This is a genomic window from Promicromonospora iranensis, from assembly GCF_028994805.1.
GTDB lineage: Bacteria > Actinomycetota > Actinomycetes > Actinomycetales > Cellulomonadaceae > Promicromonospora > Promicromonospora iranensis.
The window spans coordinates 296189-316556 of sequence record NZ_JAJQQP010000004.1; the positions used below are offsets into that span (position 1 = coordinate 296189).

Annotated in this window: 16 protein-coding genes; 8 read left to right on the forward strand and 8 right to left on the reverse strand. The window is 73.1% G+C overall.

Translation table 11 applies throughout. The features are described 5' to 3' along the window. The first annotated feature begins 68 nt into the window (after nt 1-68). Both LUM46_RS08450 and LUM46_RS08455 read left to right on the forward strand, forming a co-directional pair. Nucleotides 69-917 carry a PHP domain-containing protein gene (locus LUM46_RS08450; protein WP_274993350.1) on the forward strand — a complete coding sequence of 283 codons (849 nt, stop codon included), beginning with the start codon at nt 69-71 and terminating at the stop codon, nt 915-917. Then, nucleotides 914-1549, forward strand: coding sequence for a MarC family protein (locus LUM46_RS08455; protein ID WP_274993351.1), 636 nt, complete (start codon nt 914-916; stop codon nt 1547-1549). Before LUM46_RS08450 ends, LUM46_RS08455 begins: the two co-directional genes overlap by 4 nt. Nucleotides 1550-1607: 58 nt before the next feature. Here the strand turns inward: LUM46_RS08455 and LUM46_RS08460 are convergent, their stop codons facing one another. The 3 genes from LUM46_RS08460 to LUM46_RS08470 all read right to left on the reverse strand — a co-directional run bounded on the left by LUM46_RS08460 (nt 1608) and on the right by LUM46_RS08470 (nt 4183). Further along, on the reverse strand, nt 1608-1904 hold the full coding sequence (locus LUM46_RS08460; protein WP_274993352.1) for a DUF1905 domain-containing protein: 297 nt from the start codon (nt 1902-1904) through the stop codon (nt 1608-1610). A gap of 80 nt (nt 1905-1984) precedes the next feature. Then, nucleotides 1985-3649 (reverse strand): DEAD/DEAH box helicase, encoded by a 1665-nt coding sequence (locus tag LUM46_RS08465; RefSeq protein WP_374726943.1) that lies wholly within the window; start codon nt 3647-3649, stop codon nt 1985-1987. A gap of 312 nt (nt 3650-3961) precedes the next feature. Further along, entirely contained in the window at nt 3962-4183 is a 222-nt protein-coding gene (locus LUM46_RS08470; protein WP_274993354.1) for a DUF3107 domain-containing protein, read from the reverse strand. A 245-nt stretch (nt 4184-4428) separates the two neighbouring features. On the opposite strand from LUM46_RS08470, the gene LUM46_RS08475 reads away from it, so the two are divergent. The 3 genes from LUM46_RS08475 to LUM46_RS08485 all read left to right on the forward strand — a co-directional run bounded on the left by LUM46_RS08475 (nt 4429) and on the right by LUM46_RS08485 (nt 12456). After that, nucleotides 4429-5556: a DUF3152 domain-containing protein gene (locus tag LUM46_RS08475; RefSeq protein WP_274993355.1), complete on the forward strand. Its 1128-nt coding sequence runs from the start codon at nt 4429-4431 to the stop codon at nt 5554-5556. An 88-nt stretch (nt 5557-5644) separates the two neighbouring features. Beyond that, a complete protein-coding gene (locus LUM46_RS08480) occupies nt 5645-9001 on the forward strand; it encodes an ATP-dependent helicase (RefSeq protein WP_274993356.1) in 3357 nt (1118 codons plus the stop codon). After that, nucleotides 8998-12456, forward strand: coding sequence for an ATP-dependent DNA helicase (locus tag LUM46_RS08485; RefSeq protein WP_274993357.1), 3459 nt, complete (start codon nt 8998-9000; stop codon nt 12454-12456). Before LUM46_RS08480 ends, LUM46_RS08485 begins: the two co-directional genes overlap by 4 nt. On the opposite strand, the gene LUM46_RS08490 is transcribed toward LUM46_RS08485, so the two are convergent. The 3 genes from LUM46_RS08490 to LUM46_RS08500 all read right to left on the reverse strand — a co-directional run bounded on the left by LUM46_RS08490 (nt 12457) and on the right by LUM46_RS08500 (nt 14774). After that, nucleotides 12457-13377, reverse strand: a complete 921-nt coding sequence (locus LUM46_RS08490) for a phosphotransferase (RefSeq protein ID WP_274993358.1) — start codon at nt 13375-13377, stop codon at nt 12457-12459. A gap of 162 nt (nt 13378-13539) precedes the next feature. Then, nucleotides 13540-14445: a DUF1700 domain-containing protein gene (locus tag LUM46_RS08495; RefSeq protein ID WP_274993359.1), complete on the reverse strand. Its 906-nt coding sequence runs from the start codon at nt 14443-14445 to the stop codon at nt 13540-13542. Continuing rightward, the gene (locus LUM46_RS08500; RefSeq protein WP_274993360.1) at nt 14442-14774 is read right to left on the reverse strand and encodes a PadR family transcriptional regulator; all 333 of its coding nucleotides are present in this window, start codon (nt 14772-14774) and stop codon (nt 14442-14444) included. Before LUM46_RS08500 ends, LUM46_RS08495 begins: the two co-directional genes overlap by 4 nt. 133 nt (nt 14775-14907) lie before the next feature. On the opposite strand from LUM46_RS08500, the gene nudC reads away from it, so the two are divergent. Then, complete coding sequence (nudC, locus tag LUM46_RS08505; RefSeq protein WP_274993361.1) at nt 14908-15801, forward strand: NAD(+) diphosphatase; 894 nt, start codon at nt 14908-14910, stop codon at nt 15799-15801. A 36-nt stretch (nt 15802-15837) separates the two neighbouring features. On the opposite strand, the gene LUM46_RS08510 is transcribed toward nudC, so the two are convergent. Next, a complete protein-coding gene (locus tag LUM46_RS08510; RefSeq protein WP_274993362.1) occupies nt 15838-16119 on the reverse strand; it encodes a mycoredoxin in 282 nt (93 codons plus the stop codon). Between the two features lie 88 nt (nt 16120-16207). On the opposite strand from LUM46_RS08510, the gene LUM46_RS08515 reads away from it, so the two are divergent. Both LUM46_RS08515 and LUM46_RS08520 read left to right on the forward strand, forming a co-directional pair. Next, nucleotides 16208-18223, forward strand: a complete 2016-nt coding sequence (locus LUM46_RS08515) for an ATP-dependent helicase (protein WP_274993363.1) — start codon at nt 16208-16210, stop codon at nt 18221-18223. A gap of 559 nt (nt 18224-18782) precedes the next feature. After that, entirely contained in the window at nt 18783-19148 is a 366-nt protein-coding gene (locus tag LUM46_RS08520; RefSeq protein WP_274993364.1) for a WhiB family transcriptional regulator, read from the forward strand. An 83-nt stretch (nt 19149-19231) separates the two neighbouring features. Here the strand turns inward: LUM46_RS08520 and LUM46_RS08525 are convergent, their stop codons facing one another. Further along, nucleotides 19232-20287 (reverse strand): ThiF family adenylyltransferase, encoded by a 1056-nt coding sequence (locus LUM46_RS08525; protein ID WP_274993365.1) that lies wholly within the window; start codon nt 20285-20287, stop codon nt 19232-19234. Nucleotides 20288-20368 lie beyond the last annotated feature (81 nt).

Sequence of the window (20368 nt, forward strand, 5' to 3'; positions counted from 1 at the left end):
CCGCCGGGGTGCCGCACCTCACGCCGTCCGTGACGCCCGGCGGGCCGAGGCATCTCTACCCTGGTGGAGTGATCGACCTCCACACGCACTCCACCGCGTCAGACGGCACCGACTCGCCAGCGCGTCTGGTCGAGGTCGCCGCACGGGCCGGCATCACCACGCTGGCCATCACCGACCACGACACGACCTCGGGCTGGCCCGAGGCCGCCGAGTCTGCCGGGCGGTTCCAGATCGGCCTGGTGCGCGGCGCCGAGATCTCGGCGATCGCCCGGACCCCCGGCTGGGGCACCGGCGTGCACCTGCTCGCATACCTGCACGACCCGACCCACCCGGACCTGCTCGCCGAGACCGAGCGCACCCGTGACGACCGGACGTCCCGCGCCCGGCGCATGGTGGACCTCCTCGGCCAGGACTACCCGATCACGTGGGACGACCTGCTCGCCCAGACCAAGTCGGGTACGACCATCGGCCGCCCGCACATCGCGGACGCGCTGGTCGCGGCGGGTGTCGTGCAGGACCGTGACGAGGCGTTCGCCACGATGCTCCGCCCCGGCACGCGGTACTACGTGGGCCACTACGCGCCCGACGCCGTCGCCGCCGTCCAGGCGGTCCGTGCCGCCGGCGGCGTGCCGGTCTTCGCGCACCCCGGGGCCGACGCGCGCGGCCGCGTGGTCCCCGACTCGACCATCGAGGAGCTGGCCGCGGCAGGGCTCGCGGGCCTCGAGGTGGACCACCGCGACCACACGCCGGACGCCCGCCGCCGGCTGCGGGACATCGCCGGCTCCCTGGACCTGCTGGTCACGGGATCGAGCGACTTCCACGGCGCGGGCAAGCGGAACCTCATCGGCGAGAACACGACGGAGCCCGAGGTCCTCGAGGCGATCGCCGAGCAGGGAGCCCTCGAGGTGCTCCGGTGAGCTGGTTCGACGTCGCGCTCTTCACCGAGGTGTTCGTCACGCTCTTCGTGATCATGGACCCGCCGGGCACGGTGCCGGTGTTCCTGGCGCTGACCTCCCGGATGACGGCGCACGACCGCAAGCGCGCCGCGCGTACCGCGATCTTCGTCGCGTTCGGCGTGATCGTGGTGTTCGCCCTGTTCGGGCAGCTCCTGCTGGAACACATGGGCATCTCGCTCGCGGCCCTCCAGGCGTCGGGCGGGCTGCTCCTGCTCCTCGTCGCGCTGGAGCTGCTCATGGGCAAGATGGACGCCGGTGAGGCCAGCTCCGGCGGATCGGCCAAGAACGTGGCCCTGGTGCCCCTGGCGACCCCGCTGCTGGCCGGGCCCGGCACGATCGTGGCCACCATGGTGTTCGTGCAGCAGGGTGTGCACGACGGGGAGTCGGTGCTGGGGCACTACGCGTCGATCGGCATCGGCATCGTGGCGGTCTGCCTCTGCACCTGGGCGGCCATGCGGTTCGCCGGGCTGGTGCACCGGGTGCTCAAGGACTCCGGCGTCACCCTGGTGACCCGGATCGCGGGAGTGCTGCTCGCGGCGATCGCGACCCAGATGATCGCCAACGGCGTCATCGAGTTCGTGCGCACGGTCTGACTCCGGCCGCTCCGGCACCGCACGTCGACCCGTCACCGCACGTCGACCCGTCGCGACGTCAGACGTCGATCGTCTCCAGGGTCACCGAGACGGGCTTCTCCGGGACGAGATCCTCGGCCTGCCGCACCTTCTTCTTCATGGGCAGCACGTAGCCGCCGTCCTTGTCGCTCGGGAAGACGGACGTGGTCCAGGTGGTCTTCCCGACCGTCACCCGTACCCGGATCGAACCGAACCCGCGCGGGGGCAGCGGAAGGTCGGCCAGCTCGTCGGAATGGTCGGGTGGCACGGTGACGAACCACCAGGAGTCGGTACGCACCTGCCACTGCCACAGGGGAGCGGTGAACTCGATCTGCACGGGTAGCAACCTACGCCTCACCTCAGACATCGAGCCTGCCGAGACCAGGTCTCGACAGGCTCGATCAGGGAACGGCCGGGTCAGCTCTCCGGCTGGCCGCCACGCGTGCGACGTCGGCTGCGGCTCCGACGGCGGGGCTGGCCACCGTCCTCGTCGCCGGCCGACGCCGGGCGCTCGCCCGACGGGGCGCTGTCGTCGCTGGCCACGGCTCCGGCGTCGGGCCGCGAGGTGGCACGGGGCTCGCTGTGCGAACCGCTCTGCCGGCCGCCGGAACGGGGTGCGCCGGAGCGCGGGCCGCCCGAGCGAGGAGCGCCGGAACGACCGCCGCCGGTGCGCGCACCGCTGTTGCGCTTGCCCGTCTCACCCAGGTCCTCGACGTCCTCGGCGTCCAGCCCGGCGAGGTGCTGTGCGGACCGCGGCAGGCGGCCCTTCGTGCCCTCGGGGATGTTCAGGTCCGCGAACAGGTGCGGCGACGTGGAGTAGGTCTCGACCGGCTCGGGGTACCCGATCTCGAGCGCCTTGTCGATCAGCGACCAGCGCGGCACGTCGTCCCAGTCCACGAAGGTGACGGCGGTACCGGTGTTGCCCGCGCGGCCGGTGCGGCCCACGCGGTGCAGGTAGATGCGCTCGTCCTCGGGGCACTGGTAGTTGACCACGTGCGTCACGTCGTCGACGTCGATGCCGCGGGCGGCGACGTCCGTGGCGACGAGCACGTCGATCTTGTTGTTGCGGAACGCGCGCAGTGCCTGCTCGCGCGCGCCCTGGCCCAGGTCACCGTGGATCGCACCGGACGCGAAGCCGCGGGTCTGCAGCTCGTCGGCGACCTTGGCGGCCGTGCGCTTGGTGCGCGCGAACACGATGCTGCGACCGCGGCCCTCGGACTGGAGCAGGCGTGCCAGCACCTCGATCTTGTCCAGGGCGTGGGCCCGGTACACGACCTGCTTGATGTTCTTGACGGTCGCGCCCTGGTCGTCCGGCTCGGCGGCCCGGATGTGCGTGGGCTGCTTCATGTAGCGGCGGGCCATGGAGACCACGGCGCCGGGCATGGTCGCGCTGAACAGCATCGTGTGCCGCTGCGCGGGGGTACGGGCCAGGATCTTCTCGACGTCGGGCAGGAACCCGAGGTCGAGCATCTCGTCGGCCTCGTCGAGCACCACCGTCGCCGCGCGGAGCAGCGTGAGGTGACCCTGGTTGAGCAGGTCGATCATGCGGCCGGGCGTGCCCACCACGACGTCGACGCCGGTCTTCATGGCCTCGATCTGCGGCTCGTAGGCACGGCCGCCGTAGACCTGGACGATCCGGACGCTGCGGTGGGCGGACGCCGTGCTCAGGTCGTTCGCCACCTGCACCGCGAGCTCGCGGGTCGGGACCACGACGACGGCCTGGGGCTTGCCGGGCGCGACGAGCTCGTCGTAGCCGGGCTCACCGGGGGCGACGACGCGGTGCAGCAGCGGTACGCCGAAGCCGAGCGTCTTGCCGGTACCGGTCTTGGCCTGGCCGATGATGTCGTGGCCGCTCATCGCGACCGGAAGGGTCATCGCCTGGATCGGGAACGGGTGGGTGATGCCCGAGTCCTTCAGCGCCTCGACGATCTCCGGGCGGACACCGAAGTCCGCGAAGGTCACGTTCTGCGCCTGGATGGCGGACGGGCTGGAGTAGTCGGGCCCCGAGCCGGTCGTCGGCTCGGGTGTCACGGTGACCGCGTCTGCGGCCGGGGTGTCTGTCGTAGTCACTGGCGCCTTCATCTCTCGCGGCGCGGTGGGCCCTCATGGCCCGGCGATCGCGCCTTCGTGCGGCAGCCGATCGTGAAAATCATCGCGCGCCGGGGTTGGACCCAGGCTGCGCGTCCTGTCGGGGCGGCCTCCTGGGAGACCGAAGCACAGGCTCGGGGGTCGGAACGTGACGACCGGGCAACCGATGTACGTCATTCATGGTACGCGCACGATGTTTCCGCGTGGTGAGCGAAACACGTTCACTGCCCCGTTAGTAATGAACGCCACGTGGCGGACGGCGCGTGCGGGTGTGCCGTCCGCCACGTGGCGTGGGGTACAGCTCGCTCAGACCGCGCCGAAGCCGACCTTGCGCTGCTCCTCGGAACCGATCTCGACGTAGCCGATGGCGGCACCGGGGACGATCACTTGGCGGCCGCGCGAGTCGGTGAGCTCGAGGGTGCCACCGGTCAGGGCCTTCTTGACGGCAGTCGCGACGGCCTCCGCGCTCTCTTCCGTCTCGACAACGACCTCGCGCGTCAGGTTCTGCACACCGATGGTGACGTCCACGTTTACTCCAGTTCGGTCGGGGATTGCGCCGTGTGCCCGGTGATCCGGGGACCCGGCCTGACGATCCTAGTCACGCGGCGGCGCCCTCGGCCCGCGGTTTCGCCGTGGGCCGACAGGAGAGGCGGCACAGGTCCGGGTGGGAGGGTGCGGACCCGAGGCGCGGACCGGGTGCAGACCGTGCGTGCCCGGCGCTGCTGTGGACAGGGGCATGGGCGGATGGCCTCGTGCGTGGCACCATGGTCGGCGTGAGCAGACCGTCCTCCCCCCGGCGCGCCGGCAGGCACGCCCGTGAGGGCGCGCCTGCGGGTTTCCTGTCCGAGGGCGTTGCCGCCGGTCGTTCCGCGGCGCGGAAGGTCAAGCGGCGCGCTGCGCAGGACCCCCGGCGCGCGATGGTCTCGCTCGGCGTGTGCCTCACCGTAGGGCTCGGTGGCGGCATGGCGGCCACCATGAGCACGGAGCCGGACGCGTCCGCGGCAGTGGTGGCCGGTGTCGTCGAGGACAACCTGGGCGCGGAGGCGGCCGCGGCGGTGCGCAACGTGTACGAGGCGGCCAGGTCCGGCGAGCGGACCTCGCCCCCTCCGTCGACGACGCCGCCGGGTGCCGCCGCGGAGGCCGGCGCCGCGTCGGGCACCGGGGCCGGCGTGGGTACCGCGGCGGACGAGCTGCTCGAGCCGCCGACGTCCGACCTGCCCGAGCCCCTGGCCGCGGCTCCGGACGGCGAGCCGGCCCCGGAGAAGTCGCTGCCGCCCTCGCCCAGCCCGAGTCCCAGCGCCAGCTCTGCCCCGACGCCGGAGCCCGGGTCCGGCCTGGTCGGTACGAAGATCGCCGTCGAGGAGAAGCTGTCCGGCGAGCTCGTCGTGGCCAGCGGGTCCCGTCCCGCGCCCGCGGAGGGGAAGGTCTGGCGGGTCCAGATCGCCGTCGAGAAGGGTCTGCCGGTGGATCCGGAGGTCTTCGCGGAGTCCGTGCTGGCCACCCTGAACGACCCGCGCGGCTGGAACGCCGCTGACGGTTCCACCTTCGCGTGGACCGACTCCGACCGCTACGACGCGCGGGTGGTGCTCGCGAGCCCCGGCACCACCGACCGGCTCTGCCTCCCGCTGGACACGATCGGCGAGCTCTCGTGCGGCATCGAGGAGACCGCGGTGCTCAACTTCAAGCGCTGGGCCACGGGCTCCCAGGCGTGGGAGAACACCGGGCGCTACCGGCAGTACCTCGTGAACCACGAGGTCGGGCACGTGATCGGGTACCGCCACGACCTGTGTACCGGTGAGGGTGAGCACGCGACGGTGATGGTGCAGCAGACCACCACCACGAGCGGCTGCATCCCCGAGCCCTGGCCGGTCCCCGACGCACCGGTCCCCGCTGCGGAGTGAGTGTCCCGCCATGGGGCGAAACGGGCATTAACGACGCCTCCGCGCGGGGCCTCCGGGAGTGTCAGTGGCTCGTGGTTCGATCGTCCACGTGACACCGACCCTCGCCCTCGCACCTCGGCTGACGCCGCCCGGAGACCGTTCCGACGCTGCCGTCTCCGTGCCGCTCGACGACACCCAGGCGGCTGCGGCCGAGGCTGCTCTGAGCAACCGGGCGACGCTGGTCCTCGGGGCGCCCGGCTCGGGCAAGACCACTGTCACGTGCGAGGTCGCCGTGCGGGCGCTCGACTCCGGCATGCGACCGGAGCGCGTGCTGGTCCTCGCGTCGTCCCGGCGAGCCGCGGCACGGCTGCGGGACGAGGTAGCGGCGCAGGCCGGGCGTACGGTCGGCGCGCCGATGGTGCGCACGGCCTCGTCGGCCGCCTTCGCCGTGCTCCACAAGCGAGCCGCGGCACTGGAGCAGCCGACACCCACGCTGGTCTCGGGCCCGGAGCAGGACCTGGTGCTCGCCGAGCTGCTCGCGGGGCACGTGGCGGGCGAGGGTCGGCCGCTGGCCCTGCCACCCGGCCTGCCCGAGGAGTCGCTCGGCCTGCGCGGACTCCGCCAGGAGCTGCGTGACCTGCTCATGCGCGCCGCAGAGCGGGGCCTCGGCCCGGTCGAGCTCGACGAGATGGGGCGCGCGAACAACCGCCCCGAGTGGGTGATGGCCGCGCAGATCTACGAGGAGTACCTCGACACGATGGCGCTGCGGCTCGCCACGCCCGACGCCGGGCCGCGCTACGACCCCGCAGTGGTCATCGACGAGGCCGCCGAGTCGCTGCGTGCCTGGGAGGACGAGGTGCCGGGCACGCCGCGGCCCACGTGGGACCTGGTCGTGGTGGACGACTACCAGGAGGCCACCGCCGCGACCGTCCGCCTCCTGCGTGTGCTGCACGACGACGGCGCCCGCCTGGTCCTGCTGTCCGACCCGGACTCCGCCGTCCAGACCTTCCGCGGTGCCGCACCGGGCCTCACGGGCCGGGCCGCGGCGCCGGCCGGACCCGGTCGGGCCTTCGGCGCGTTCGACGCCGAGACGGTGGTGCTGGGCACGGTCTGGCGCCAGCTGCCCGAGCTGCGCGCGGTCACCCGCGCGGTGACGAACCGGATCCCGGTGTCGGCGAGTGCGCTGCACCGGCGCGCGACGGCGTACACGCCCGAGGACGCTGCGGGTGCGCCTGCCCTCGACGAGCCGGCCGAGGCACCGGAGACCGCTGCGGGCACCGCCGCCGCGGAGCCTGCCACGACGCCCTCTACGGAGCCCACGTCGTCCGTCCAGGTGGCGGTGCTGTCGGGCGCGGCCCAGGAGGCTGCCTGGATCGCCCGGGAGCTGCGGGCCGAGCACCTGCTGCGGGGCACTCCCTGGGAGCGGATGGCGGTGATCGCCCGGAGCGGTACGCGGCTGGCGGCGCTGCGGCGCGAGCTGGTGTCGGCATCGGTGCCGGTCGCGCTGCTCGGGTCGGACCTGCCGCTCCGCGACGAGCCCGCCGTGGCGCCGCTGCTGGCGGCGGTGAAGACGTGTGCGGGCGCCCCACGTGGGAGCCTGGAGGCCCTGATCGCCGAGGAGCTCGACGGCGACGAGCCGGTGCTGGACCCCGAGACGGCGGCGCTGCTGCTCATCTCGCCGATCGGCGGTCTCGACGCCGTGGCGCTCCGCCGGCTGCGGCGCGCGCTGCGGTCGGAGGAGCTGGCGGCCGGTGGCGGCCGTACGTCGGACGCGCTGCTGGTCGAGGTGCTGGCCGACCCGGCACGTGCGGCCCTGCTGCCGACACAGGTACGGCGCGGACCGCTCGCCGTGGCCCGGGTCCTTGCCGCCGGACGTGAGGCGGCGGGGGAGCCGGGCGCCACCGCGCAGACGGTGCTCTGGTCGGTGTGGGCCGCCTCCGGTCTGGCCGAGCGGTGGAGTGCCGCCGCCCTCACCGGGGGACCGGCAGGGCTGCGGGCCGACCGCGACCTCGACTCGGTGCTCGCCCTGTTCCGCGCGGCGGAGACGTTCGTGGACCGGATGCCGGGTGCGCCGGTCGCCGCGTTCGTCGACTACCTGGCGTCGCAGGACCTCCCGGCCGACTCGCTGGCGGCGTCCGCCCAGGGCGCGGGAGCCGTGGAGGCGCTCACGCCTCCGGGCGCCGCGGGGCGTGAGTGGGACGTGGTGGTCGTGGCCGGTGTGCAGGACGGCGTCTGGCCCGACCTGCGCCTGCGCGACTCCCTGCTCGGTTCGCAGGCGCTGGTCGAGCTCATCGCCGGCCGCTCGGAGGACGGGCGGGTCGTCGGCGCGGAGGCACGGCGCCAGGTCCTCACCGACGAGCTACGCGCCTTCGCCGTGGCGGTCTCCCGTGCCCGACGGCGCCTCCTGGTCACCGCCGTGGAGGACACGGAGGAGGCCCCCAGCGTGTTCTGCGACCTCGTGTCGCCGCGGAACGACGGCGGCGACGGGCCGGACCCCCGGCGGGTGCCGGTCGGTCCGCCGCTCGACCTGCGCGGCGTGGTGGCCGCGGCCCGCTCCGAGCTGGTGCGCGCCGCCGCGCTGTCGACGCCGGGCGACCAGCCTGCTGCCGCGCTCCTCGCGGACCTCTCGGCAGCGGGCGTCGCCGAGGCGGACCCGAGCACCTGGTACGGCGTCGCCGGGGTGTCGAGCGAGGTCCCGCTGTGGGGTGCGCAGGACACCGTGACGGTATCGCCGTCGAAGGTCGAGACAGTGACCACGTGCGCCCTGCGCTGGGCGTTCGAGGCCGCGGGCGGCACCAAGCCGGACGCCACGCACCAGAACCTCGGCACGCTGCTGCACTCGATAGCGCAGAGCTACCCCCAGGGTTCGCTCACCGAGCTGAAGAAGGAGCTGGACCGGCGCTGGCCCGAGCTCGCGCTGCCCGACGGGTGGCCGTCGCTGCAGCTCCGCAAGCGGGCCGAGCGGATGGTCGAGCGGCTCGCCGACTACCTGGCGGACTCGGGGGAGCCGTTGCTCGTCGAGGCCGACTTCGACCTGCAGGTGGGCCGAGCCCGACTGCGCGGCCAGGTCGACCGCGTCGAGGACGCGGGCGACGGCAGCGTGACCGTGGCCGACCTCAAGACCGGCAAGTCCGCGGCGAGCAAGGACAAGGCAGCGGAGAACCCACAGCTCGGCGCGTACCAGCTCGCTGTGGAGGAGGGTGCGCTCGACCTGCCGGAGGGCACGGTCAGCAAGGGTGCGAGCCTCGTCTACGTCGGCACCGAGACGGTGTCGGCGAGCGTGCGGAACCAGCCCGCCCTCGTCCCGGACGAGGACGGCAACAGCTGGGCGCGCGACACCGTGGAGGGTGCCGCCGACACGATGGCCGCGGCGCAGTTCGCGGCGAAGAACAACGATCTGTGCGACGTGTGTCCTGTGCGGCGTTCCTGCCCGCTGCAGCCCGAAGGACGGAAGGTGGTTGAGTGACCAGGCACGAGCCGGAGACCCGGCTGTCCGCGCGTGCGATCGCCCGGCTGCTCGGCCGCCACGAGCCCACGGACGAGCAGGTCCGCGTCATCGAGTCGCCGCTGGAGCCCGCGCTCGTCGTCGCGGGGGCCGGCTCCGGCAAGACCGAGACCATGGCCGCGCGCGTCGTGTGGCTCATCGCCAACAAGCTGGTCCAGCCCGAGCAGGTGCTCGGCCTGACCTTCACGCGCAAGGCCGCGGGCGAGCTCACCCAGCGTGTGCAGACCCGCCTGGCCCAGCTCAACCGGGCACTGGGTGAGGAGTCGGGTGAGGCCCTGGCCGGCCTGGACCTCGACCGGCCCACCGTCGCCACGTACAACGCCTACGCCGCTTCCCTGGTCGCCGACCACGGCCTGCGCCTCGGCGTCGAGCCGAGCGCCCGTCTGCTCGGCCAGGCCGAGCAGTGGCAGCTCGCCTCCCAGGTGGTGGAGTCCTGGGACGAGGACCTCGGCACCGACAAGGCGGTCAGCACCGTCACCGGCGCCGTCGTGGCCCTGTCGGGCGCGCTGGGCGAGCACCTCGTCGACCCCGCCGACGCCCGCGACCACCTGACCGAGATGGCAGAGCACCTCGAGTCCATCCCGCTCGGACCGAAGCAGAAGAAGCGCACCAAGGACGTCGACAAGCTCATCAGCTCGGTCGCCGAGCGAGCCCGGTTCGTGGACCTCGTCGTCGAGTACCGGCGCCGCAAGCGCATCGCCGAGGCGCTCGACTTCGGCGACCAGGTGGCCTTCGCCGCCCAGCTCGCCCGCGAGGTGCCGCTGGTGGGCGCCGCCGAGCGCGCGCGGTTCGAGGTGGTGCTCCTCGACGAGTACCAGGACACGTCCTACGCCCAGGTCGAGCTGCTGTCCGGCCTGTTCGGCGGCGGCCACCCCGTGACCGCCGTCGGCGACCCCCACCAGTCCATCTACGGCTGGCGGGGTGCCTCCGCGGCAGGCCTCGCCCGCTTCCCCGGCCGCTTCCAACGCGACGACGGCGCCCCCGCCGCCGTGCACTACCTCTCGACGTCCTGGCGCAACGACGCCGCGGTGCTCACCGCCGCCAACATCGTGTCGGGCCCGCTGCGCTCGCGGACCGGGGCGGGCACGAACGTCGAGGTGCCCCCGCTGGACCTGCGTCCAGGGGCCGGCGAGGGTGTGGTGTCGGCGCACGTCGCCGCGACGCTGGAGGAGGAGGCCGAGGCCGTCGCCGAGTGGGTGGCGGCACGCTGGCGCTCCGGTGAGCACCCGGACGGGCGATCCACTGCGGCCGTCCTCTGCCGGGCGCGAGCGCAGTTCCCCACCCTCGAGGTGGCGCTGCGCCGCCGCGGCCTCCCGGTCGAGGTGGTCGGTCTGGGTGGCCTGCTGTCGACCCCCGAGGTGGTCGACGTCGTCGCGCTGCTCCAGGCCGCGCACGACCCGTCGCGTGGTGATTCGCTGCTGCGGCTGCTCACCGGACCACGCCTCAACCTCGGGGCCTCCGACCTGCACGCCCTGGGTTCGTGGGCGGCCGACCTGGCGCGGATGGACGACCCGCGCCGGGCGGCGGCGTCCGCCGCTCCGGTGGACGCCGCGGACGGCTCCGACGGTGACGCGGACGACCCCCGTGTCGTCGAGGGCGACGTCTCGGACCACCGCTCGATCGTCGACGCGCTCGACGACCTGCCGCCGGTGGGGAAGCCGGCGCGCGACGGCCGGGTGCTGTCCGGGGACGCCCACGCGCGTCTGACGGCGCTGTCCCGACTGCTGCGGGACCTGCGTGGTCTCACGTATCTCTCGCTGCCCGAGCTGGTGGTCCAGGCCGAGCGCGCCCTCGGGCTCGACGTCGAGGCGGCCACCGCGGCAGCCCTGACGAGCGCCGGTGTCGGGGGCGCGGTGAGCGACCGAGGGCGCGAGCACCTCGACGCGTTCCGGGACGTGGCCGCGTCGTTCGCCCAGTCGTCGGACACGGCGACGCTCGGTGCGTTCCTGGCCTGGCTCGGCGTCGCGGGGGAGAAGGAGCGCGGCCTCGACATGCCGGTGCACGAGCCGGACCCGGACGCCGTCCAGGTGATCACCGCACACGCCGCCAAGGGCCTGGAGTGGGACGCGGTGGCTGTGGCGGGCCTCGCCGACGGTGCCTTCCCCACGTGGGACCGGGGCTCACGGTCGGGGGAGTCGTCGTCCGGCTGGCTGTCCGACCTCGGTGAGCTGCCCTATCACCTGCGTGGCGACGCGGACGACCTGCCGAGCTTCGCCTGGGAGCGCGCCTCCGACACCAAGGACCTCGTCGCGCTGCGCGACGAGTTCAAGTACGCGTGCGGCGAGCACCGTCTCGCCGAGGAACGCCGGCTGGCGTACGTCGCGTTCACCCGTGCCCGGCGCGAGCTCTTCCTCACCGCGTCCTGGTGGGGTACGGCGAGCCGCCCGCGCGGCGTCTCACCGTTCCTCGCCGAGCTGGCCGATGCCGGTCTGGTCACCACCGATCTCTGGGCGCCCATGCCGGCCCCGGACGCCGAGAACCCGCGCAACGCCGAGGAGCTGACGGCGGTCTGGCCTGCGCCGGACGGAGGCAGGGGACAGGCCGCCACCGGGCAGGACATCGCAGGGCAGGACATCGCCGGGCCGGATGCCGCCGGCGGACAGCTCCTGACCGCTCGCGACGTCCTGCGTGCCACGGCCGGACTCGTGGACGAGGCGGCCGAGGAACGCCTGGTCGCGCTCGCCGCCATGCGCCTGCCGGCCGATGCGCTCACCGCACCGCGGGGTGCGGTCACCGACGCCGCCGGCCATGACCTGGTCGACCTCGCCCGCATGCTCCTGGCCGAGCGCGACCGGCACGCGGACCGGGAGGTCGCCTTCCCGGCGCACGTGTCAGCATCCGGCCTGGTGCGGCTCGCCGCCGACCGAGAGGCGTTCGCCCTGCAGCTCCGCCGTCCGGTACCGGTGCAGCCGACCGTGCATGCCCGACGAGGCACCCGGTTCCACGAGTGGGTGGAGCAGTTCTTCACGTCGGCCACGCTGCTCGACGTCGACGACCTGCCCAGTGCCGAGGACGACGACCTCCCCGAGGACACCGACCTCGACAAGCTGCGCGACACGTTCCTGGGCTCGGAGTGGTCGGCTCGTACGCCTGTCGCCGTAGAGGCCGACGTCGAGACGCCGGTGGCCGGGGTCATGCTGCGCTGCCGCATGGACGCCGTCTTCCGGGACCCGGCCGCGGGACCGGACGCCGTGGTGGTCGTGGACTGGAAGACGGGGCGCGAGCCGCTCGACGCCGCGGCCCGGACCGCGCGCGAGGTGCAGCTCGCCGTGTACCGGTTGGCATGGTCCCGCTGGACGGGACTGCCGCTGGACCAGGTGAGCGCCGCGTTCTACTACGTGGGCTCGGACACCACGGTCCGGCCGGAGCGCCTGCTCGACGAGACGGAGCTGGAGGCCCTCATCCGGGGGGAGTAGCTACGCCCCTTCTTCGAGCGTCGCCTCGTCCAGGTCCTGCAGCATCGACGTCGCGTCCTCCACCACCTCGGGCAGCCGGTGTCGCACGCCGTGCAGCAGCCACCGCGCGAGCGCCAGCTCGCCCACGAGCATCGCGCGCTCCGCGAGACGTGAGTCGCTCAGCTCCGTGCGGCGCAGCTGGTACGCCTCCATGATCGAGTCGACGGCTTCGAGCGGGGCCGCTGCGATGAGCCAGGCGAGGTCGTCGGCGGGATCGGCGACGCGGGCCTCGGACCAGCCGGAGATCGCGACGACCCGCTGCCGGTCCACGAGCAGCTGGTCGGGCGCCAGGTCGCCGTGCGCGACGACCGGCTTGAACTTCCAGAGGGAGACGTCCTCGAGGGCGGCCTCCCAGCGCCGCAGCAGGGTGGACGGGATCCGCCCGGTCTTCGCGGCCTCGTCCACCTCGGTGAGGCGACGCTCACGGTACTCGGAGGCGGTGTAGCTCGGCAGGCCGCAGGTCTCGACCACCGAGGTCGGCAGCTCGTGGATCGCGGCGATGGCCCGGCCCAGGTCGGCGGCGAGCCCGGGGCCCGGCTCCAGCGACTCGACGTCGAGGTTGCTGCCGATGATCCGCCGGTGCACCACCGCCCGGCCGCCCTCCGGCAGCAGTGCATAGCCCGCCACCTGCGGCACCACGAACGGGAGCACGCCGGTGTCGATGTACAGGCGGAGCGCGTCGAGCAGCTCGATCTCGGCCTCGAGGGCCGCGCCCGCCACCGTGGTGCGCGGCGCCCGTACCACCCACTCCTGGTCGTCCTGACCCGTGACGACGGCGACGTCGTAGTCGCCCGAGAGGTCGCCGACGCGGACCGACTGGGCGTCGAGACCAGGTACGGCGGCGGTCGAGAGGGCGGCGAGAGCGAGGGGCGTGCGGGACACGTGCTCACCGTATTGCAGTGTCCGTGGTGCCATGGCACAGGGCGATGGTGTGTCCCCGCTCCCACCTGGCCCCGGAGAGGCGCGCGACGCCGCCGAAAGGGCTGCACCGACGACGTCACGCGTCTTCTCTCGACCGGGCCCTCGTGGTGGGACCTGGTCGTGCTATTCCTGCGCGAGTTCGCGTGGCCGGGCGTGCGCGAGGGCGTGGCTCACACCGACGGTGAGGAGCAGCCCGCCCGCCCACCACCCGGCGAGCACGAGCATCCCCGGATTGAGCGTGGACTCGACCAGCAGCGCCACGCCGGCCGCGGCCAGGACGATGCCGGCCCACGGCTTGCCGAGAGCGATCAGGATGCCGAACAGGAGGAACGCGACGGTGTAGAGCACGGTCTCGACCGTCACCTCCCAGCTGCCGAGGAGCCCGCCGAGCAGACCCAATGATGCAGGCAGAGCCGTGAGCGCACCGGCGGTGATGCGCCAGCCGGCCGCGGGGCGGCCGTTGCGGGCGATGATCGGCACGATGAGCGCGGCCCACGCAAGCATCGCGGTGGGGAGGAAGAAGGAGAGGTCGTACAGGCCCTCGAAGATGGTGAAGCTCACCACCGTCAGCACGATCGCCGCCACCGTGGTGGTGATCCTGCGAACCCGCGCGGGCAGGAGGATCGGCAGCACCGCGATCAGTGCGGGAACGAGGTGGAGCAGCACGATCTCGAAGCCCGGCTCGTCGAACTCGTCGCCGCGGGTGTCAGGCAACAGGTACGTCACGAACAGCGCGGTGAAGACCGCGACGCCGGTCGCGAACCACTGCAGGATGCGCCACATGTGTTCGGTCCGGCCGGGCTCGTGGCCCAGCTCGGCCCGTACCCGTTGGGTGAAGGTCGCGGGGTCGCCGAGGCTCTCGGCGGCCTGCTCGGGAGACCGGCCGGCGTCGGCCGCCTCCGCGAAGTGGGCCCGCACGTCGTCGAGCACCGCATCGCGCTGCTCGGGCGTGAGTGCCCGCAGACGCTTGCCGACGACGCGCAGGTAGGAGTCCTCGGTGTTCGCGTTCATCGCTGTCCTCTGAGTCATCGTGATCCCTCCAGCAGAGCGTTGACCTGCGCACCGAGCGACGTCCAGACCTGGGCGAAGGCCTTGAGCTGATCGGTGCCGACGTCGGTGATGGCGTAGTAGCGGCGGGGGCGGCCGGTGCCGGACGCGTCCCACCGGGGCTCGACGAGCCCGTTCTCGCGCATGCGGGCCAGCAGCGGGTACAGGCTGCCCTCGCTCGCGATGAGCCCTCGCGTGGTGAGGTCGTCGGCCAGCTCGAGGCCGTACTTCTCGCCGTGGGAGAGCAGCGCGAGCACGCAGTACTCGAGCACTCCCTTGCGGAGGTTCGTTGCGATGCGCTCTTCGGTCATGGCCGGAACTCTAACCTTGCGTAGCAAGACTTGCAATACAAGTCTTGCTAGACAAGGTGGAGTTCCGCCGCGCTGGGATGTCGTCGACACGGCCGGGACCCCGGTGCGAAGGCTGGCGGCTAGGGTCAGTTCTGTGCCAGATCTCGACCTCCCGTTCGCCCGTGCCGCCCACTACCGCGCCGCACACCGTCGCGCCGAGCCCGGCCTCGTCGGCGACCTCTTGAAGGAGGGTGGCACCCGGGTGCTCGTGGTCCGCGGGAACCGGGCGGCGATGGCCGGGGAGCGCGTCGCGCTCTTCGCGCCCGACGACGTCGCGCACCTCGCCGTCGGCATCCACCTCTTCCTCGGCGAGGCCGACGACGTCGCGTACCTCGCCGCCGTCCTGGCCGACCCCGAGGCGGAGCCCGACCTCGACGTCGGGTGGGTGGGGCTGCGCAACTTCGACGAGCCGGACCTGGAGCAGGGCCTCGTGGTCGAGGCCATCGCCCTGGCCCAGTGGCACGCCGTCAACATGCATTGCCCGCGGTGCGGCACACGGACCGAGGTGACGCAGGGTGGCTGGGTGCGGCACTGCCCGACCGACGACACGAACCAGTTCCCCCGGACCGACCCGGCGGTGATCATGGCGATCACCGATGTCGACGACCGCCTGCTCCTGGCCCGTGGCCCGCAGTGGGGTCCGGGTCGCCGGTCGGTCCTGGCCGGCTTCGTGGAGCCGGGCGAGGGGCTCGAGCAGGCGGTGGTGCGCGAGACGATGGAGGAGGTCGCCGTCGTCGTCGACCCCGGCTCGATCGAGTACCGCGGCAGCCAGACCTGGCCGCTGCCGGCGTCGCTCATGCTCGGCTTCCGTGCCCGCGCGACCAGCACGCGCCTGGTGCGTCAGGAGGACGAGATCGCGGAGGCCGACTGGTTCACCCGCGAGGAGATGGCCGCGGCGGTCGCCGACGGCCACCTGGGCCTGCCGGGGCGGGCCTCGATCGCCCGCTCCCTGATCGAGGACTGGTACGGCGCCCGCCTCCCGGACTGAGCCGACCACCTCTGCCCGGGCGCGGCCCGGGGCCGGTCAGTTCGCCAGGGCCCGGCGAACGTCTGCCAGGCTCGGGTTGGTCGCCGCCGAGCCGTCGGGGTAGACCACGGTAGGAACCGTCTGGTTGCCGCCGTTGACCTGCTCGACGTAGGCCGCGGCCTCCGGGTGCTGCTCGATGTCGATGACCGTGTAGCCGATGTCCTCCGAGTCGAGCTGTGTCCGCAGCCGGCGGCAGTACCCGCACCAGACGGTCGAGTACATGAGGACCGTGCCGTCCGCAGGGAGGGGCGGCGTGGCCGGCGTGGTCGTCTCGGACATCAGTACTCCTTGTCAGTGGGTGCTGCGAGAATCGCAGACGATGCTCACCCAGACCAACTCCGCCGCCGGTTCGAATCATCCTGGACCGATGAGCCCCGACGCGATCCTGAACGCCCTCGACCCCGAGCAGCGTGAGGTGGCCCTCGCGCTCACCGGCCCGGTCATGGTGCTCGCGGGTGCGGGCACGGGCAAGACGCGCGCCATCACCCACCGCATCGCGTACGGGGTCCGCATCGGCGTGTACCAGCCGACCAGCGTGCTGGCCGTGACGTTCACGGCCCGCGCGGCGGGAGAGATGCGCACCCGTCTGCGTGAGCTCGGTGTCCAGGGGGTGCAGGCCCGCACGTTCCACTCCGCGGCGCTGCGCCAGCTCGGCTACTTCTGGCCCCGCGTCGTGGGCGGCGCCCCGCCCCGGCTGCAGGAGCACAAGGCGCCGGTCATCGCGGAGGCGGCACGCCGGCTCGGCCTGAGCGTGGACCGCGTGGCCGTCCGCGACCTGAGCAGCGAGGTGGAGTGGGCAAAGGTCTCGCTCATCGCGGCGGACGACTACGAGAAGGCGCTCGACGTGACCGGCCGCGAGTCGCCGTCGGGCTACGACCCCCAGACGGTGTCGCGCCTCATCACCGCCTACGAGGACGTGAAGACGGAACGCGAGGTCATCGACTTCGAGGACGTGCTCCTCATGCTCGGCGACATGCTGAACAGCCACAAGATCGTGGCGGACGAGGTGCGCTCGCAGTACCGGCGCTTCGTCGTGGACGAGTACCAGGACGTCTCGCCGCTCCAGCAGTTCCTGCTGGACCAGTGGCTCGGCGGTCGCAAGGAGCTGTGCGTGGTGGGCGACCCGTCGCAGACCATCTACTCCTTCACCGGCGCGTCGCCGCGCCACCTCCTGGAGTTCCGGCGTACCTACCCGGACGCGCAGGAGATCCGCCTCGTGCGGGACTACCGCTCCACGCCGCAGGTCGTGAACCTCGCCAACGAGGTGCTCAAGCGTGCGGGGCGCGGGGGCGGAGCGCAGCAGGCGCTCGAGCTCGTCGCGCAGCGGAAGCCCGGCCCGCCGGTCACCTTCGTGGCGTACGACGACGACGAGGCCGAGGCGAAGGGCGTCGCCACCCGAGCGGCCCGGCTGATCCAGTCGGGTGTGCGGCCGAGCGAGATCGCGGTGCTGTACCGCACGAACTCGCAGTCCGAGGCCTTCGAGGCCGCGTTCGCCGACGCCGGGGTGGGCTACCTCGTGCGCGGCGGCCAGCGGTTCTTCCAGCGCAAGGAGGTGCGCGACGCGCTGCTGCTGCTGCGCGGTGCCGCCCGCTCGGCCGACCCGGCGCTGCCCATGCCGGACCAGGTGCGCGACATCCTCGCCGCCGCGGGGTGGGCCGACCAGCCGCCCGCGGCACGCGGCGCCGCGCGGGAGCGGTGGGACGCCATGCACGCCCTCGTCTCGCTCGCCGACGACATGGCGGCCGCCGCGACCCCGGAGAGCCCCGCGACCGTCGGCTTGCTCGTCGCCGAGCTCGACGAGCGCGCCGCCGCACAGCACGCGCCGACGGTCGAGGGTGTCACGCTCGCCTCGCTGCACGCGGCGAAGGGTCTGGAGTGGGACGCCGTCTTCCTCGCCGGCATGAGCGAGGGGCTCATGCCCATCTCGCTGGCGGAGACCGACGACGCGGTCCACGAGGAGCGCCGGCTGCTGTACGTCGGGATCACCCGCGCCCGCGAGCACCTGGAGCTCTCGTACGGGCGCGCGCGGAACCCGGGCGGGCGCGCCACCCGCAAGCGCACCAGGTTCCTCGACGGGCTGTGGCCCGACGACCCGCGCTCACCCAGGAGCCGCAGCGTGCCGAAGGGGCAGGCGCGGGCTCACCTGACGGGTGAGCACGACGTCGCGCTCTTCGACGCCCTGCGCGACTGGCGCCTCGAGGTGGCAAGGGAGACGGACAAGCCTGCCTACACGGTGCTGACGGACGCGACGCTGGCGGCCATCGCGGAGATCCGACCTTCGGCCATATCCGAACTCGCTCGCGTGGACGGGATCGGCCCCGCGAAGATCGACAGGTACGGCGCCACGATCCTTGCGATCGTGTCGAGCGCACCGCGCTCCTGAGCGGTCTGTCAGGTGGTTCGACGAGGAAGTTCCGGAGGGCTCCGGACACCCGGGACGGCTGCCCGCCGGCCCGTCCGAGGGCCGGCGAAAAACTTCCCAAGAAAGTTTGGAAAAAGAGTTGGCTCGCCCCGGCGGCCCGGCATAGTGTTCACATGTCCCTGACGGCAGTGGGCGAGACCTTAAGGTCTGGCCCGGATTCGAGTGAGGAGGTGGGTGTCTTGGAGATGAACCAGATTTCGCAGGCAGATCTGCAGGTGTGCGCGTACGTGCTCGGCAACAAGCACGTCCCGGCAACCGGCGCAGCTCTGTCTTTCCGCGTGCGCACTCACCGCGGAGGCAGCACGCCGTCCGCTCTCGCACCCGACTCCGCATCTCCAGGAGACTCGCCGGTCTAACGACCGAGTCACCCAGGCCGCGGAGTCCATCTAGGACCCGCGGCCTTCATTCTTGCCCGGAGACCCGGCCCCGCCAGGGCCGGCCGGCAGGGATCTAGCCCGGGGTCCTGTTCCCCCAGACGTTCACCGACGACGTTCATCCATACAGGACACAGGAGACAACCGTGCGCCTCACTGCGCTCCTCGACACTCTTCCCCAGGGCGGCTCGGGCCCCTGGGACCCACCTCAACACCCCGCCACGAGCGGGACCGGTTCGGACTCGGCGGAGTTCAACCGGCTGATGGACACGCTGCTGCCGTGCCGTACCAACGACCCGGAGCTGTGGTTCGCCGAGCACAGCACCCAGGTGGAGCAGGCCAAGGCTCTGTGCCGCACCTGCCCCCTGATGCAGGGCTGCCTCGCCGGCGCCCTCGAGCGCAACGAGCCCTGGGGCGTCTGGGGCGGCGAGGTCTTCGTCGACGGCGCCGTCGTCGCTCGGAAGCGTGGCCGTGGCCGGCCGCGCAAGTCGGAGAACGTCGCCGCTGCCTGACCCGCAGCGCACCGTCGAGTGCGTGACTCCTGTCGGCCAACGACCAGTGGCCGATCGAGGATCACGCACTCGACGGTGAGACGTCAGGCCGGCAGGACCACGCACCCGCAGCGCGGGTGCGGCTCCGCCGGCCGGGCGCGGGGGAGCCCCGCCGGGAGAGAGATCTCCAGGCACGCACCGACCGCCGCGGGCCGGTGTCCGTCCAGCTGGGCGAGCACCTGGCCCGCGGCCGTCGCCGCTGCGACGGCGGCGAGCGTCGCCTCGTGCGTCGGCTCCGCCACCTTGCGCAGCTGCGTGGCCAGCGCCGGCCACTCCCGGTCGGCGTCGGCGTGGGCCAGGTCGACACACGTCACGCACGCCGACCGGCCGGGCCGGACGAACGGCCCCACCACGACGTCCGCCTCCCGCACCACCACCGGCAGGTGCGGCACACCGAGGCCGAGCAAGCGCCGGTACCGCGCCGGGTGCGCGGCATGCGGCTCGGTGACCACGACGACGTCCAGGTCCGTCGGGTCGAGCCCCGCCCCGCCCGCCCGGCTGCTGTCCACCCGCACCGTCACGCGCGGGGAGCGTTCTGCCAGCAGGGACCGGACGGCGTCGTCGCGCGCCTGGCCGACGTCGACCGCCCGCAGGCCGCCCAGCCCGACGTCGGTGACCTGCACCGGCAGCGGGTCGTGCAGGAGCAGCCCGCCGACGCCCGCGGTGGCCAGATGCAGCGCGACCGCCGTGCCCAGCCGCCCGAGACCGACGATGCCGACCACCCGCCGTGCGCGGTCGGCCAGGGTGGCGAGCCCTGCGCCGTCGGGCCGCAGCATGCCGAGCACCGTCGCGTCGGCCGCGCCGTCGGCCTGCGCCGTGACCACACCGACCGTCCCCGGCACGGGGACGAGCACCCCGGCCCGGAACAGGGCGGTCATGATCTCGTCGCGCCGCTCCGCGGGAACACCGCAGCGCGCCGCCGACTGCTCGACCGTCACGTGCCGCCGCTCGGCGATCTCCTCGAGCCATGTCTCCTCGCCCGGGGTGAGCCCCGACAGCACGAACGACCAGCGCGGGTCGGAACCGCACTGCACCTGGCCACCGCCGCGACTGAGCACCGGTGTGCCGGGCCGCAGCCGGAGCAGGGGAGGAGGTTTCATGCGGACAACGATGCCCGACGACGGCGCGCGTCTCCGGCCCTCGTCCACAGTTCCAGAGGTATATCCAAAGCATCGCGGCAA